This window comes from uncultured Xylophilus sp. (genome assembly GCA_913776965.1).
Classification (GTDB): domain Bacteria; phylum Pseudomonadota; class Gammaproteobacteria; order Burkholderiales; family Burkholderiaceae_C; genus Xylophilus.
Genome location: CAJYQL010000025.1, coordinates 117,415 through 133,238 on the forward strand (window position 1 = coordinate 117,415; position 15,824 = coordinate 133,238).

At 62.3% G+C, this 15,824-nt stretch carries 14 protein-coding genes; 7 read left to right on the plus strand and 7 right to left on the minus strand.

Features of this window, described 5'->3' with window-relative positions:
• The first annotated feature begins 456 nt into the window (after positions 1–456).
• From QZ500_RS04335 to QZ500_RS04345, 3 genes are all read left to right on the plus strand, one after another.
• Positions 457–2,949 carry a hypothetical protein gene (locus QZ500_RS04335; protein WP_295851277.1) on the plus strand — a complete coding sequence of 831 codons (2,493 nt, stop codon included), beginning with the start codon at positions 457–459 and terminating at the stop codon, positions 2,947–2,949.
• Between the two features lie 205 nt (positions 2,950–3,154).
• A complete protein-coding gene (locus tag QZ500_RS04340; protein WP_092940160.1) occupies positions 3,155–3,595 on the plus strand; it encodes a hypothetical protein in 441 nt (146 codons plus the stop codon).
• Positions 3,596–3,795: 200 nt separating this feature from the next.
• A complete protein-coding gene (locus tag QZ500_RS04345; protein WP_092940159.1) occupies positions 3,796–4,293 on the plus strand; it encodes a hypothetical protein in 498 nt (165 codons plus the stop codon).
• A 199-nt stretch (positions 4,294–4,492) separates the two neighbouring features.
• Here QZ500_RS04345 and QZ500_RS04350 read toward each other — a convergent pair whose 3' ends face one another.
• The 3 genes from QZ500_RS04350 to QZ500_RS04360 form a co-directional block, all read right to left on the minus strand.
• Entirely contained in the window at positions 4,493–5,848 is a 1,356-nt protein-coding gene (locus tag QZ500_RS04350) for a tyrosine-type recombinase/integrase (protein WP_295851281.1), read from the minus strand.
• A gap of 297 nt (positions 5,849–6,145) precedes the next feature.
• Positions 6,146–7,036: an NAD(P)-dependent oxidoreductase gene (locus QZ500_RS04355; RefSeq protein ID WP_295851284.1), complete on the minus strand. Its 891-nt coding sequence runs from the start codon at positions 7,034–7,036 to the stop codon at positions 6,146–6,148.
• A 35-nt stretch (positions 7,037–7,071) separates the two neighbouring features.
• Complete coding sequence (locus tag QZ500_RS04360) at positions 7,072–8,499, minus strand: aldehyde dehydrogenase family protein (protein ID WP_295851286.1); 1,428 nt, start codon at positions 8,497–8,499, stop codon at positions 7,072–7,074.
• Between the two features lie 214 nt (positions 8,500–8,713).
• Between QZ500_RS04360 and QZ500_RS04365 the strand changes: the two genes are divergently transcribed.
• Together QZ500_RS04365 and QZ500_RS04370 are read left to right on the plus strand one after the other, a co-directional pair.
• Entirely contained in the window at positions 8,714–9,490 is a 777-nt protein-coding gene (locus tag QZ500_RS04365) for a FadR/GntR family transcriptional regulator (RefSeq protein WP_295851288.1), read from the plus strand.
• Between the two features lie 38 nt (positions 9,491–9,528).
• Positions 9,529–9,798 (plus strand): hypothetical protein, encoded by a 270-nt coding sequence (locus tag QZ500_RS04370; protein WP_295851291.1) that lies wholly within the window; start codon positions 9,529–9,531, stop codon positions 9,796–9,798.
• A 22-nt stretch (positions 9,799–9,820) separates the two neighbouring features.
• Here QZ500_RS04370 and QZ500_RS04375 read toward each other — a convergent pair whose 3' ends face one another.
• Entirely contained in the window at positions 9,821–10,150 is a 330-nt protein-coding gene (locus QZ500_RS04375) for a hypothetical protein (protein WP_295851294.1), read from the minus strand.
• 246 nt (positions 10,151–10,396) lie between these two features.
• Between QZ500_RS04375 and QZ500_RS04380 the strand changes: the two genes are divergently transcribed.
• The gene (locus tag QZ500_RS04380) at positions 10,397–11,308 is read left to right on the plus strand and encodes a DUF3883 domain-containing protein (RefSeq protein WP_295851297.1); all 912 of its coding nucleotides are present in this window, start codon (positions 10,397–10,399) and stop codon (positions 11,306–11,308) included.
• 59 nt (positions 11,309–11,367) lie between these two features.
• Here the strand turns inward: QZ500_RS04380 and QZ500_RS04385 are convergent, their stop codons facing one another.
• Positions 11,368–12,990 (minus strand): methyl-accepting chemotaxis protein, encoded by a 1,623-nt coding sequence (locus QZ500_RS04385; protein WP_295851300.1) that lies wholly within the window; start codon positions 12,988–12,990, stop codon positions 11,368–11,370.
• Between the two features lie 587 nt (positions 12,991–13,577).
• Positions 13,578–14,550 (minus strand): IS5 family transposase gene (locus QZ500_RS04390; protein ID WP_295851303.1). Its coding sequence is split into 2 segments (ribosomal slippage): positions 13,578–13,688 and positions 13,690–14,550, totalling 972 coding nucleotides; the frame shifts between segments, so codons are not numbered across the junction.
• Positions 14,551–14,672: 122 nt separating this feature from the next.
• On the opposite strand from QZ500_RS04390, the gene QZ500_RS04395 reads away from it, so the two are divergent.
• A complete protein-coding gene (locus QZ500_RS04395; RefSeq protein ID WP_366762559.1) occupies positions 14,673–15,227 on the plus strand; it encodes a pilin in 555 nt (184 codons plus the stop codon).
• Positions 15,228–15,301: 74 nt separating this feature from the next.
• Here QZ500_RS04395 and moaC read toward each other — a convergent pair whose 3' ends face one another.
• On the minus strand, positions 15,302–15,796 hold the full coding sequence (gene moaC / locus QZ500_RS04400; RefSeq protein ID WP_295851306.1) for a cyclic pyranopterin monophosphate synthase MoaC: 495 nt from the start codon (positions 15,794–15,796) through the stop codon (positions 15,302–15,304).
• Between the last annotated feature and the right edge of the window lie 28 nt (positions 15,797–15,824).

Here is a 15,824-nt window from a genome sequence, read left to right on the forward strand (position 1 = left end):
GCGAGAGTGCAACTACAATTCTACCGTGCTGCCTGTTTTTTAGACAGTTGATTCCTGTCTGGCAATTTGTCTGGCAAGCTGTCTTGGAAGATTTTATATATAAATCAATGACTTAACTCGTTCCCAGACAAACAAGACAAACAAGACAACGTTTACCAAGAGGAGAGAGAAATCACAAGGAGGGATCGGTGACGGAGGAAAGGAGTCATAGGGTGTTTTTCCTTGTCTGGTTTGTCTTGTTTGTCTGGATTCGAATTTATCCAATCAAAACAACGGCTTAAACGCATGGAAAACAAGACAACTCCCAAGACAGCTTTTGTCTGGTTTGGTCCAGGTTGGAAATAATGGGTGTTCAAGCCCCAAATTTCTGTTGACAGTTTTGTTTTCAAGATACATTAGTGCATGTCGCCGTCCTGGCGGCAGGGATTAAGCACCCCATAACACGGAAAGCACTCCATGCAAGTCAAAAACGCGAAACTCTCTTCCCTCGTCACTGATGCCTCTTTGAAAGTGGCCCCGACCCCGCTCGTCGACGACGGTGGCTGCAAGTTGATCCCGTCGTCATCGGTTAATGTCACGCCCGACGGCACTGTCATGGTCGAGACGGTTCCCGCATACAAAAACTACGAAGAAGCCGCCCTGCGAAAGATTGGCATCGACTCGATCGCCGCGGCGGTTGCGGGCATCACCTTCGATGGCGACGTGCCAACCCCGCGCGCAAGCTTCCAGGGAGGGCTGTACCAGCCCCCTGGCTTCAAGTCGAACCTCGCCTTCGAAGATCGCCTGTTGGTGGCTGCCTCGATGCTCGACGCGGTTGCAGCCGATGCCCAGGGTCTTCCTTGTGTTGCCCTTGCCGCGGCGTCCACGGGTGTGCCCGAGGGCCTGCTGAAGCTCCTGGGGGACCGGACCCTTGTGCTCGTGCGTGACGGCACCAAGTCGGCTGGCAACGACGCCATCCGCGCCTTGGAAAAGGCCTTCAAAGCCGCAAAGCCCAATTCGCCTGTGGTTGTGGTCACGTGCCCGTCTGCAGAGAGCTTCAAGCTCAAAGAGGGCGAAGAAGTCACCCTCGGCGTATGGCTGAAGCAGCGCTCGTCGGCGGTCGTCAGCTCCTCTATCTCAAAGAAGGTCCGTGAGAAGCGCGATGAAACCAGCCGTTCCCGGACAGGCGGCGGGTTCGTCCCGCTCGGTTTCAGCGGCGACAACTGCACCATTTTTTCGCTGAGCCGGAACAAGATCATCGACCTGTCGCCGAACGATCTGACCAAGTGGTCAAGCATGGCCAACGCTGTGGGCGCCGGCTTTCTGCGCTCAAACTACTTGAAAGTTTCGGCCGAGACGAAGTCCGAAACCATCGACACGCTCGCCCTGGGCCTGGACATCAGCGCGCGATGCCAGGAGCTTGGCGATTTCCGACGCGATCACGTTTTCGGCGATGGGGTCTGGCGTAACAGCGAAGGCAAGCTGGTCATCAACAGCAAGATCGCCTTTCACGCAGATGGCAGTCTTGCCAAGCGCCTGGACGGCGACGCGATCTACGTCGCGGGGCGAGACCTCGGCATCACCCCGGATACACCCGAGGCCACCGCCGAAGAAGCTCACACGGCGTTTGAGTTTTTCAAGCGCTACAACTACACCAAGCGCGGAGATGCCTTGAAGGTTTTCGGGCACACGGTGAACACTTACACCGCGGGCGCGAACGAATGGCGCGGTTGGCTCCTTCTGACCGGCCTGCCTTCGGGCGGAAAGTCGACGCTGATGCTGTATTCGAAATCACTGCTGGGTGAAGCGTGCGATGCCGTGGTTGGCGGCAGCGAAGCGGGCATGCGTCAGGGCGGCGGCATGAGTTCGCTCGGATGGTTTTGGGACGAAGCAGAGTCTGAAGAAGGCGGTCAAGGCGAGTTCCGGAAGATGATGGCAAACCTTCGAAAAGCAGCGAAAGGCGGCGTTGAGAAGCGCGGATCTTCGCCAGGTAATGTTGTTGAGCACGCCATCAAAGCTCAAGCGATGTTGGCCTCCAACAAATTCCCCGACCTCAAAGCGTCAGAGGTGACGCGTATGTTCGTTGTGAAGCTGGAGAAGTTCACAGACAAAGGCCTGAAGCCGCACCCGCTCGTGCCCAATCCAAAGGCGGGCAGGTTCCTGGCCGCGGAAGAGATGGGTCGCAAGCTGTTCATGCGCATGATTCGCTCGAATGATCGCTATTTGCTAAACCTCGAGCAGGTGAAGATCGCCTTTGCTTCGGACAGCCGAGCGAGCGACACGCTTGCGCCTTGCATCGCTGCATCTTTCACCGCCCTGCACGACGACGTGCTCGACAAGGACACGGCGGCCACCTGGCTCGCAAACTTCGACTTCGCAGAAGACCTGGCCAACATCGAAGAAGCCCAACGAAGCACCGGAATCATTGAGCACATCTCGCACATGCAAGTGCCACCGAAGTGCCTGGCCCAGGGAACGCTGCCCTGCACGATGTTGGATCTGTGGCACGTTGCCCGCCATGGCGAAGGGGCTTCGAAAGCCAACGCCATTGCCGCTCTCGCAGTGATGGGCATGAGCGTACAGCCGAGTGGACACCGCGGCTCGATGGAGATCCGATTCTTCCCGAAGCGTGCCGGCCTTCGTGAACTTTTCAAAGGCACGCAGTGGCAAAACGAAGACTTGATGCGCGCATTGCTGAACGACCCGCGCACGGACAACAAGATGTCGATCAAGACTGCCGAACTGCGAGTTGAGTCCGCCAGGTTGAAGGCCCAAGGCGCTCAGACTTTCACGCCTGTTGGCGGTGACGAGAACCGCACGACCGGCGAGCGCTTCGTTGTGCTCACGCTGGAAGAGATCGACGAAGCCGAAGAAGCCCGCACCGTCCGCGCAGCCACGATCGCTGTCCACGGCGACCCGGTTGCGAAATCGAAATCCGAAAACGCCACCGAAAAGCAAGCGGCCGCTTGAGCCGTGGCAAAAAGAAACCCCGGTCGCCGTGAGGCGCCGGGGTTTTGTGCAGCTGGGTAAGCGGTCCAACTGCGGTTCGTCGAAAGCACTCCAACGATGACGTAATTCTAATCTCAGAGCGCGTTACATGCAACTATTTTTGCTGTTTCCGAAGTCTTTAAAGATACAATAACGGATCAGTTCCGAACACGAAAAGGTTCCCTCCATGGCCCGCATTTCTGCCGCAGACATTCTTGCGGCGATCAAGTCCGACAACCCGCCAAAGTTGGCCATCGTCGGCAGCAGCGTCTCGACGAAGGGCCGGCACAACATGCTTGTGAAGATCCGCCCCTCGACGCTCAAGCGCGTGCAGGCCGTGGCTCTGGGCCCTATCTACTTGCTGATTGAACAAGCGCTCCTGGAGCTCTGCGAGGACCTTGAGAAAAGCAAGGTTCCGCGCATTCCCATTCTTGCGTCGAAGTTCAACCCGACTGCCGAGGACCTCAAGGAGCTTGAAGAAGCCGAAGCGCGAAAAGTCGAAGGCAAGAACGTCAATCGCCGTGTGAAAAAAGGTGAGCCGGTTTGGCCAGGAAGAGAGTCGGAGGTGACTGACCTGACAGACATCTCAGACTTTTTTCAGACGCGGATACCGGGAAAGCGAGGCTAACAAAATGCGCCTCGACGATCCGCGTGCTGATTTCAGTCGCTCCTTTTCTGGCTCGAAAGGTCCTGGTGTTTCGGCGCCGAAACACCCGCTGAAAATTACCCGAGATCGGCTGATGATCGCTGCATTGCGAGTTTCGCTTTTTGGCGAAAACTCGAAGAGTAACTACACTCATACCTCTCTAGACGTGTATGAGGAATGCAATGGCGGAAGTCGAGCAGAAGAGTCGGGGCAACGCCGCGTACCTCGCCAAGGTGGCCCGGGAAGCGGCTCAGAAAGAGCTGAGGGAGCTTGCATCGCCGAAGGTGAGCAACGGTGCCATCAAGACTCTGGAGTCGATGCAGGTGCCTCCAGGCCGCAAGCCAAAACTGATCATCACGGGACGATCGAGCATGGACGGTCGGGGCGCGACGCTGATGAGAATCAGGCCGACGATCTGGAGAGATCTCGAGGAGCTCGAGGTGACCGGCACGCGGCAATACCTGATCGTCGAAGCAGCTCTTCGGATGTTCATCGGCCACCTTCAGTCGCTACCAGAAGACAAGCCGATGGTGCTGGACGCGGCGACGATGCAGCCAACGCCAGAGGATCACAGGCTGCTCGAAGCGACTGGAAGAGTCGTCAAGAAGATCCCACGAAAGCGCGTGCCAAAGACGTCGTATACGGACCTCGAGGACAACAAGCGCCCGCTGTCGAAGTGAAGCGCCTGGCCGAACTTTTCCAGTTCTCAACACACGTGTCGAACGTGGTCGCGGCGCAAATTCTTGGTCTTCAGCCACAGACGCTTCGGCGCTGGTCGAGCCACCAGACCGGGCCGATCCAGTCGACCCTTGGACCCTCGGGCCGCAGGATGTGGGCGATTGCCGATCTGCAGAATGTCCTGGACGGCAAAGCCTCTCTTTAAACCGCTTCGACTTCAAGGGCCGGAAGCTTCGCCTTCTCCCGCACGAACTCTTCGAGCCGCACCAGCTCCTCGCGCAAGGCATCGATTCGGCGGGGTTTGTAGTGCTCCTCCATGCTGCTGACCGAGTGGCCCATGATCTGCTCAACGGCCCCCGATGGGCACCGAGCCGCTTCGCCCACCAACGAGAAAGTGCGTCGCAGGCCATGGGGGGTCAGGTGCTTGATTTTTGCGTGCTCAATCACAGGCGCGAGCGACTTGCGGGCATCTTGCACGTACCCGAGTTTCGATCGCGGAGCTGCGAAGACGTACGGGTTCTGGTCGACTTTTGGCATGCTTTTGATAACGGCCTCGAACCAGGGCGCGAGCGGAATTTCACGAGTGCGGTGAAGCGTCTGCGTGCTTTTGTCAGCGATCGTGAGTTTCTTCAAATCGAAGTCGATGTCGGACCACTTCAAAGCTGCAAGCTCTTGACGCCGTGCGCCGGTGATCAGGAGCCCTGTCAAGTAGCCGGCCATCGTGCGATTGGGCAGCTTCGACACGCCTTCAAAGAACTTTTCGAGCTGCACGATCTCGACGAAATCCAGCCGGCGCACGCCGGTTTTAGATGGCAGGTTGTCTTGCACAGTCGGTGACCGCGCAGGGTTTCCATTGATCAGGCTTTTGTACTCGCGCTCTCGCGATGCCCAGCGAAACATCCCGCTCAGGCTCTCGGCCGCCTTGTTCACGACGGCGTACCCAGGCGGGTTCACGCCGGGCTCGCCGCGGAATCGTTCTCCAATCCTGTCGAGCTCGTCGCCCAGGATGTCGGCCAGGGCGTCATCGTCGAATTCACCGATTGGAATGTCGCGGGCAACGAACAGCGGCCCTTGAACTGTGCGCCTTTCTCCACAGCGCGGGAACATCTCGCCGCCTTCGTGCATGGCTGATTTCAGCGATCGCAGATACGTCGGCGCCCATGGCCTGCCCCTCTTGCCGACACCTCTGGCGATGTAGGCCTCCCACACCTCTCCGACAGTGATCTCGATCCGCGACTTCGCCGCAATGGCCTTCGCAGTCTCGGCCTCCCGATCTTCGCGCTCCAGCTTCGGATGGATCCCTCGGTCGATGAGCGTGCGCATCCTGCGCGCTTCTTCTTGTGCCGCTGGGATCGTCCAGGTCTGGGTGTTGCCGATCACCAGGTTCACTGCTTTGCCAGCCATTGAACCAACAAAGAGGAACGCTGGCTTGCCACGGGGCCGAATGCGAACGTACAGGTTGGGCGTGTCGGCATCGATCAGGAACCCTGGGTTCTTGTCGTCCACGGGGCGGAGGTCAGCGATGCGCTTGACCGACAACTTCACTTTATTAGTCATGCCTCGATCATCTCTTACCTTGGCCCCTCAAGGTAAGGCCAAGGTAAGGGAATTTGAGCGACGCCGATCAACGCGATCCAAACATTAGTGCACCTAGAATCGTCCCCTCACAGGAGAAATGCCTCTGAAAGGCCTCCAAAACAACACCGATCAACACCGGAAACTTTTCATTCGTAATGAGAAGGTCGGGTGTTCGATTCATCTCTCCGGCACCAAAACAGGAAACCCCCTGGTTCGCAAGAGCCAGGGGGTTTTTCCTTGGGGCGTCCTGTCATCGAGGACGCTGCGACTGGGCTGTCAGCCGCTGCGCTTGCCCACCAGCACGTCCACCAGTTCCGGCACGAAAGTGCTGCCTCCCGCGATCCGCACCCCTTCGCCGAAGGTGGCGTGTACGGCTTCGGCGATGACGTGCGCCGCGCCGGTGTCCTCCGCCATGGCGTTGTAGTAACCGAGATCCTTCTGCGCATTCGAGAGCGCGAACTTCAAACCGGTCGGGTCCTGCGCGGTGAGGAAGGGCCGCAGCCGCTCCAGCGCCGCCCCGCCGCCGCCGCCTTGGGCCAGCACGTCGGTGAACACGTCCATCGCCACGCCCGCCCGCTGCGCGCAGGCCGCCGCCTCGGCGATCAGCGCCACCGAGCCGAGCGACACGTAGTTGTGCAGCAGCTTCATCCGGTGGCCGGCGCCGACCGGGCCGGCATGGACGATGTTCTCGGCGAAGCACCGCAGCAGCGGCCGCCCCTCTTCCAGCAATGCAGCGTCGGCGCCCACCAGCAGGTTCAGCCGGCCTTCCGCGGCCTCCTTCGGCGTGCGGGTCATGGCGGCGTCCATGAAGCGGCCCCCGGCCTGCTGCACCGCCGCAGCCAGGCGCTCGGTGGAGGACGGAACCGCGGTGGAGCAGTCGATGACGATGGTGCCGGGCCGGATGCCCGACAGCACGCCGCCCTCGCCGAGCAGCACCGCCTCGACCTGCGGCGTTCCGGTCACGCAGAGCAGCACGATGTCGCAGACGGCCGCGAGCGCTGCGGTGCTCGCTTCGCTGGTCACGCCGGCAGCCTTCAGGGCGTCGAGCGGCTGGTTGCCGGGATGTTCGAGGACGGTCAGCGGATAGCCGTGCTTCGCGATGTTGCTCGCGATGCCGTGGCCCATCAGGCCGATGCCGACCATGCCGATGCGGGGACGTGTGCTCATGGAAGTTCTCGTCGGAGGGACTGCGGCCGCGGCAGTCAGTCGTGCTTGATGGAAATCGTCTTCAGGACGGTCAGGCCGTAGAGCGCCTCGAAGCCCTTTTCGCGTCCGTAGCCGCTGGCTTTCACGCCGCCGAACGGCAGCTCCACGCCGCCGCCGGCGCCGTAGTTGTTGATGAAGACCTGCCCGGCCCGAAGCTTCCTGGCCAGTCGCATCTGCCGGCCGCCGTCGCGTGTCCAGACACTCGCGACCAGGCCGAAGTCGGTGGCGTTGGCGATCCGGACGGCGTCGGCCTCGTCGTCGAACGGGATCGCCGCGATCACCGGGCCGAACACCTCTTCCTGCGCCAGGCGATGGTCCACCGGCACATCGCGCACCAGCGTCGGGACCTGGAAGAAGCCGCCTGCCGGTGCCCCTTCGGCGATGCGGCCCTGGGCCGCGATCGTCAGGCCGTCGCGCCGCACGTCGTCAAGGAAGGCGCCCACGCGCTGCTGCTGGCTCTGGCGGATCAGGGGCCCGCAGTCCAGGTCCATCTGCGAGGAGCCGACCTGCAGGCGCGAGAACACCTCGGACAGGCGCGCGATCACCGTTTCGTAGGCACTGCGCTCCACCAGCAGCCGGCTGCCGGCGGAGCAGGTCTGGCCGGCGTTCTGCACGATCGCGTTGACCACCACCGGTAGCATCGCGTCGATGTCGGCGTCGGCGAAGACGATCTGCGGCGACTTGCCGCCGAGCTCGAGCGTCACCGGCGTATGGTTGTCCGCGGCCGCCTTGGCGACCACGGTGCCGATGGCCGGCGAGCCGGTGAAGGACACATGGTCGATGCCGGTGTGCCGCACCAGCAGATCGCCCACCTCGTACCCGTAGCCGGTCACGATGTTGATGCTGCCCGCCGGAAAACCGACCTCGGCGGCCAGTTCGGCCACGCGCAGCAGCGAGATGCAGGCATCTTCTGCCGGCTTGACGACGCAGGAATTGCCCGCGGCGATCGCGGCGCCGACGCAGCGGCCGAATATCTGCATCGGGTAGTTCCACGGCACGATCGATGCGGCTACGCCGTGCGGCTCCCGAGTGCACAGCACTGTGTAGCCGTTCTGGTAGGGAATGGTGTAGCCCTGCAGCTTGTCGGCGGCACCGGCGTAGAACTCGAAATACCGGGCAAGGGCCGCTGCATCGGCGCGGGCCTGCTTCATCGGCTTGCCGCAGTCGCGCGCTTCCAGCTGTGCCAGCTCTTCCGCATGCTCCTGCACCTTGAGCGACAGCCTCATCAGCAGCCGGCCGCGCTCGGTCGCGGTCAGCCGGCCGAAGTCGCCCTCGTAGGCGGTACGTGCCGCGGCGACGGCCTGGTCGATGTCGGCACCGGTGCCGCGCAGGATGCTGTCGAAGGTTTCGCCGGTGGAGGGGTCGATGACCGGGATGGTTTCGCCGGTGCCCACCCATCGGTTGGCGATGAAATGCTGCTTCATGAAATTCCTTGGTCTGTGCTGCCGCGGCCGAAGACATCCGGCGGCTCCGACAGGTGCGCAGACGACTGTAGGCAGCCGCCGTCGAGTTGTCAATCGAGTTAACTTCTTGAACGTTCTATTCATTTTGCCCAAGTGGAACAGCGAACCCAATCAGTCAGTTCTGCGGACAGGCGTCAGAACGCCTGTCGTCCGCCGATCTTTCATAATCCCGGCCATGGCCGCACCCGATACGCTCACTACGCCCTGCACCGGACGTCGAGACGACGTCTCAGGGCTGGGCTTGGAGCCGGTGCGCCACGAACGTTTCGCCGAACGTGTCTACGACGGGCTGTTCCACTCCATCGTGACCGGCAAGCTGGGACCGGGGACACGGCTGCCGCCGGAGTTGCAGCTCGCCGCGACCTTCGGCGTGTCGCGCCCGGTGGTCCGGCAGGCGCTCGACCGCCTGCGCAACGAGCAACTCGTGGAATCGATCCGTGGCTCGGGCACCTATGTCTGCCAGGGTGGCACGCCGGCAGCGCCGATGGCAGCGCCCACACCGACGGCGGCCGACATGAGCCACATCTTCCACGGCCTGGAACTGCGGATGCTGGTCGAGCCCGAGAGCGCCGCGCTGGCCGCCCTGCGCCGCAAGCCGCGCGATCTGGAACGCATGGCCGAGCTGCTTGACGGCTTCGATACCGCCAGCCGCCGCGGCGACATCGCGCACCACCTCGACTACGGCTTCCACGAGGCGATCGCGCAGGCCACCGGCAACCCCCGCATTGGCCAGGTGCTGAAATCGCTGGAATACGACGTGAGCCGTGCCGTCAACCTCGGCCGTCGCATCGCGCAGCTGAAACCCTGGCACCGCACCCAGGACACACTCGACGAACACCGGACGATCCTCGAGGCCATCCGCACGCAAGACCCGGATACCGCCCGCCGTGCGATGCGGGGCCATATCGAAAACGCCCGTATCCGCATCCTCGAAGGCGACCCGAAAATCTGACGGGCAGCGCCGCGCTGCTTTCCGCCCGCCACCCGAACATGACCGACGACGACTTCATCGACCTGCACGTGCCGGCGCTGGTGCAGTTCCCCGACTGCAGTTTCTCGATGCAGAACATGGGCGGCGGCATTTGCGACATCCTGGTGGACGGACCGCCCGCCGCGTTGCGGCAGGTGGCGTCGCTCTTCGAGCATCCGGTGCCTGCGCTGTGCAACGGCAATGAGGTCCTGCTGCGGGCACAAATCTTCACCGACGGCGTGCCGGTGCGGCGAATTGCATTGCGGGTGGCGACCCAGGCATCCGCCTAGCGCCACCACAGCCCATCGCACGTCAGCGCAGGCCCGCCGAACCGCTGGCGCTGCCGCCGGCCCGGTCGCCGCCGTTGGCGGTGCCTTCGGGACCGGTCTTGCGATTTTTCGTGCCCCACACGGCGTCATTGATGTTGCCGTCCTTCTGCTGGCGCTTGCGCTCCTGACGGGCCTGCAGGTTCTCGCGTGCGACCGCATCGGACTGTGCCTTGAAACCTTCGGAGGGAGCCTCCGGGTCGGTGCGAACGGTGCTGTCGCCCTCGGCCGACGGGCGGTCTGCGGCTTGGGCCACGGCGGCCGTGGCGGCGCCTGTCAACAGCGCTGCGGCGATCCATCGGGTGCGAACGTTCATCGGAATCTCCTTTGTCGAAAATGGGGGTGTCGGCAGCGGTTCTGACGATCTTCGGAACCATGCCGCGCTCGGAGCCTCGACGGCCTCGGCGCGCATCCACCCAGCGCGCGGGCGTAGCCACCGTGGGTGGCGTCGGTCGGCACCTACGGCACGACTGCCCGCGCCCATCGCTCCGTCACCGCCTCCGCCGGCACGGTCGTCGGAGCCTCGATACTTGCACCTTTTGCCAACTGCCCGAACCTGTTCATGGAAAAAGAAGTCGACGCCGCCGTGATGGCGGTCATCAACGAAAAGCGTTTGTCCGGCGTCAAGCTCACGCCGGTGGAAATCATCGCCAAGATGGGCGTCTTCGATGCGCGCAGCCAGTCGGCGGCTTCGGCCTGGCTCGCCAGCGGCGACAACGTGATCGTCACCTTGTGGGCGGAGCTGGTCTGCATCGGCGCGGACGGCCGCTGGTTCTATCTGGAATCGCTCGACAGCCAGCGCCGCATCGGCGGCGGCACCCGCTCGCCGGCCCAGGTGCAGCGTGCCAAGGACCGGATGCAGCTGCTGCGCCAATCGCTCGAACGCGGCCATGCGGTGCGGGCCGTGCTGCAGGCCAACCGCGTCGACATCCTGGCGGCCGAATCCGACAAGGCAGCCAAGGTGGCGGTCCGCGTGCCCGACGACCAGGAATGGCACGTGGCCGACTGGGATGCCGACGGAAAGATTGCCGTGCTGGTGCGCGGCGAGCGGGGCTGGATGCCGTCGGCCGAGGATCTCGCTGCGGCCCGGTCCAAAAGCGGCGTTCCCGAGGCCGCCCCCCCTGCGCCGGCTGCCCCGAGCTCGGAAACCGACGTGCAGGAAGCCGCGATGGCCTATCTGATGGGGCATTTCGCGGGCTACGGTTATGTGCCGACCGATGTGCGGGCCGATGCGCCCGGCTACGACATCGAAGTGCGCGACAAAAAGGGCAAGGTGCTGATCCAACTGGCGGTCAAGGGGCTGGGCGGGCCGGTCCGCAGCTTCACCCTGAACCCGCAGGAACGGGCCGCCGCCGGCCGCGGGGACCCGTGGCGGCTGGTCGTCGTCAACGATGCCGGCACGCCCGAGGTCCAGCACAAGATCCACAAGGCTGCCGAGGTCGACGGACTGCCGACCTTGCAGAAGATGTCGTAACAGGAGACTGACGGCTAGGCGGATGGACGGGCGGCCACCGCCGTCCATACCCTCCTGCACTAGCCGGCAAGCAACGCCGGCTGTGCGGCCAGGCGGGCGCGAGCGGGGCCGCCGGTGCCGAGGGAAAACGCCTGCACCGACGCCACCAGTTGCTGGGCCTGCACCCGCAAGCTACCGGCCGCAGCGGCCGCCTCTTCCACCAGGGCCGCGTTCTGCTGGGTCACCCGGTCCATCTGGTTGATCGCGTCGCCGACCTGCGCGACGCCGTTCGCCTGTTCCTTGCTCGCCAGGCTGATCTCGTCGACCAGCTGTGCCAGCGACTTGACCGAGCCAGCCACCTCGTGCATCGAACTGCCGGCTTCCTGCGCCAACTGCACGCCGTCGCCCACCGCGGTGACGCTCGTATTGATCAGCTGGCGGATCTCGCCCGCGGCGCTCGCGCTGCGCTGGGCCAGGCTGCGCACCTCGCCTGCCACCACCGCGAAACCCTTGCCGTGCTCGCCGGCACGGGCCGCCTCCACCGCCGCGTTGAGCGCCAGCAAGTTGGTCTGGAAAGCGATGCCGTCGATCACGCCGACGATCTCGGCGATGCGCCGCGACCCGCTGTTGATCGAGTGCATCGACGCGACGACCCGCTGGACGATGCCGTTGCTCTCGTCCACCACCTGCAGCGAGCGCGACGCCATGCGTGCCGCGTTCTCGGCATGCACTGCGTTGTTTTGGATGGTGCCGGCGATCTCGTCCATCGTCGCCGCGGTCTGCTGCAGGGCGCTCGCCTGCTCCTCCGTGCGCTGGCTCAGGTCGGTGTTGCCGGCGGCGATCTGCGCAGCGCCGGTCATGATTGAGTCCGCCGCATCCCGCACCTGGGAGACGGTGGCATGCAGGCTCTTCTGCATATGGGCCAGCGACGCCAGCACGCTCGAGCGCCGTGCGGCCGCCGCACCGGCAACGTCGCTCAGATCTCCGGCCGCCACGACCTGCGCGACCTTGCTGAGGTCGGCCGGTTCCGAACCCAATACGTTGATCAGCGACCGCACGATCGCCCAGCCGCACAGCAGCGCCAGGGCCAGCGCCAGCGACGCCACCGCGATCAGCACATTGCGGTCGAAAACGAACTGGGCTTGTGCCTGCGCGATCTGGGCCGCAGACCGCTCCGCCGTGTAGTCGCGGAAGGCCTCGGTCGCCGCGACCAGCTCGCGCAACAGTGGCCGGCAGTCGTCCAGGATCTTGAGTGCCGCTTCGGCATTGCGCCGTTCGTTGGCCATCGCGACGATCGACAGCGCCACCGGACCGTAGCGGCTTTCGACTTCGGCGATGGTGCGCACCAGCGCGGCCGTCTTGTCGTTCGCGTCGTCGGCCTGGGCCACCATCTCCTGCAGGCGCTGGATGCGATCCTGCACCCGGCGATGCGCCGCGACCACGGCGTCGTATTCGAACTTGGTGTCGTCGGTCGGGCGCAGCAGTGTCAGGTTGCGCGCGGCGATCGCCCGCTGGTCCACCCCTGTCCGTACCTGCTCGGCCATCGAAGCACGGGCGTTGATGCCTTCGACGTAACGCACGAAACGTTGTTCCGACGACTCTAGGAACACGACCGCCAGGGCCGCTACGAATGCCATGAGAACGACCAGCAGGCCGAACGCAAAGGTGAGTTGTCGCTTGACGGACAGAGATGCGAGCTTCATCAGGAAATGACTCAAATAAACACTTTTTACATGCTAAGCATTTGTGTTTAATTTGTGTGCACTTCGCAACAACGACGCGGCTACCGCCTACAGCGTCCAAAACAGCACCGTAGTGCCGCGCAAGCGGTTATTTGCTCTCATTTCGAGAGCACAGAAGAGCCATCACGTCGGCGTATCGGCCACTTTTCCTTGCCGTCACGCCGTACAGCAATAGCGCCGCATCAACGCGCTAATTAAAAAATGAGCAGTCGCGACGACCACATCATGTGTTGTTACCCGCACCTCGTGCCGCGAGCGGAACGGCTTAAAGATACTCAGGAGTTACTGCGGTTCCGGCCGTTCGATCAGAAATTGCCACATCACGCTCAGACCGATCTGGGTCATCCAGACACCACGAGAATCAACGGCCCAAAACAAAAAAGCCCTTGAAGAACTTCAAGGGAGGGTCTGCAAAACCCGCTGCGGCCGCACGACCGATCTGCCAAGCCGACGAGATGAGTCCATAACGGATAAGTTTCAGCGTCCCAGGGCCATCAAATAGCGCCATTGGACTGGCCGCAGGCCCTTCTGGGCTGCAGCAGACGCACTTATGCCTGCATGGCCAGCAGCCGCGCTCGCACCATCCACAGATTGCCCAGCGCGAACAGCATGGTCAGGCGGGCCGTGTTCTTGGCCAAGCCGCGGTAGCGCACCTTGCGCGTAGCCGAACTGCTGCTTGACCACCCGGAACGGATGCTCGACCTGGGCCCTGATGCTGGCCTTGAGCTTCTCGGCCTTCTCCCGAAGCCTGTCGAGCTCCCGCGCTGGATCGAGCCGGCGCCGCTTGCCAGAACGCATGGCCACTTCCCAGCGCACGACGCTGCCCTCGCACTCCTTGCGCTTGTCCACGCCCTGGTAGCCCGCGTCGCCCCAGGCATCGCTTTCCTGCCCATGCAGCAAGGCCGCCGCCTGGGTGACATCGGCGACGTTGGCGGCCGTGCCGATGACGGTATGCACCAGCCCCGAATCGGCATCCACGCCGATGTGGGCCTTCATGCCGAAATGCCACTGGTTGCCCTTCTTGGCCTGGTGCATCTCCGGCTCACGCTTGCCCTCGGCGTTCTTGGTCGAGCTCGGCGCGGCAATGATGGTGGCGTCGACCACCGTACCGGTCTTGAGCATCAAGCCCTGCCGGGCCAGGGTGGCGTTGATCGTGGCCAGCACCTTCGGCGCGAGTTGCTGCTTCTCCAGCAGGTGCCCAAAGCGCAGGATGGTGGTCTCATCGGGCATGCGCGCCGAGCCGTCGAGCCCGACGAAGCGCCGGTACAGAGGGCGCTCGTGCAGTTCCTCTTCCATGGCCGGATCGCTCAGGTTCCACCACAGCTGCAGGCAGTGGATGCGCAGCATGGTCTCCACTGCAAAGGGTGGGCGGCCTCCCAGGGCCTGGTGCGCCCCGCGGGCATGGGGCTGGATCAACGCCACCAGCGTCGACCAGGGCACAACCCGGTTCATCTCTTCAAGGAAGACTTCCTTGCGCATCTTCTTGGGCAGCGGGTCGAGGCCGAGGTTGATCTGGTCCATGGCCCCGATCCTCGCCCATCCAATGCTTGCCTGCCACCGGGCCGGGAGGTTTTGCAGAACCTCCTTAGAGGTGAGTGATTCGGCCCATTAGAGTGAAAATAGGCTTTCACGGAAGATGCTGAGTGTATCGCGTCAATAACCAAGCTGGAGTTCTGATGCGTCTCTCTATTTCCCGTACGGTCCAAAAGGGCTTTGCTCTGATTGAATTGATGATCGTTGTTGCGATCATTGGTATTCTTTTCCCTGTTGCATTGCCTGCTTATCAGGACTACACCGTGCGAGCTCGCGTTTCTGAGGGGTTAATTGCCGCTTCAGCTGCAAAAGTAAACGTCCAGGACATATTGTCCTCTGGCAATCCTACAGGGGCTGCGGCAGGCTATAGTCTAGGGTTTTCTGCCCCTGCTGCGTCTCGGAATATTACCAGTGTTGCTATCGATCCTGCTACAGGGTTTATTACGGTCACCACTACGGCTGCTGCTGGTGGTGGCACGCTGACTATTATGCCTTATTTGGGTGCTGCCCTTCCTGGTACGGCTCTCCCGGTGGGTACTGCAACCTTTACTCCGCCTGCCGACTCAGTTAAATGGCGCTGCGCAGCCGCTGGAGTAACAACGCTTGCTGTGGGTCAAACGGCTGGAACCTTGCCTGCCCGATTCGCTCCTGCAGAATGCAAATAAGAAAAAGACCGGTATATTGGTAATCAGGAATGGTGCAGTCGCACCATTCCTGAGCAAGATTGATATTAATCATTTTATTTTTGAATTTCAGTTTTTTTTGCGGTTCTGCCTCCGCTTTTCTCTTTGAGAAAAACATCTGTTATTGCCATCGTCTTGTCTGCGGATTTGCACATATCGTATATCGTAATTAAGCCTAATTGCACTGCTATGAGTGCCTCCATCTCGACCCCTGTCTGGCCAAAGTTTTCTACGATTGCATTGCACCGAATCGCCGTTGTGTGAGTTTGGTCTGCATCCTCATAAATAAAATCGACTGCGATCCGGGTTAATGCGAGTGGATGGCATAGCGGAATCAAATCACTAGTTTTCTTGGCGCCCTGAATGGCTGCTATCCGGGCGATGCCCAACACATCCCCCTTTTTTGCCGTACCGCTACGAACCAACTCCAGCGTCTCGGCCCGCATGGTGATCCGGCCAGTAGCAACGGCGATACGGTGGGTATGCGCTTTGGCGCCGACATCGACCATGTGAGCCTGGCCGTGAACGTCGAAGTGGGTGAGGGAACTCATGGCGGGTCTCGCAGTGCCGGCGCCAGCC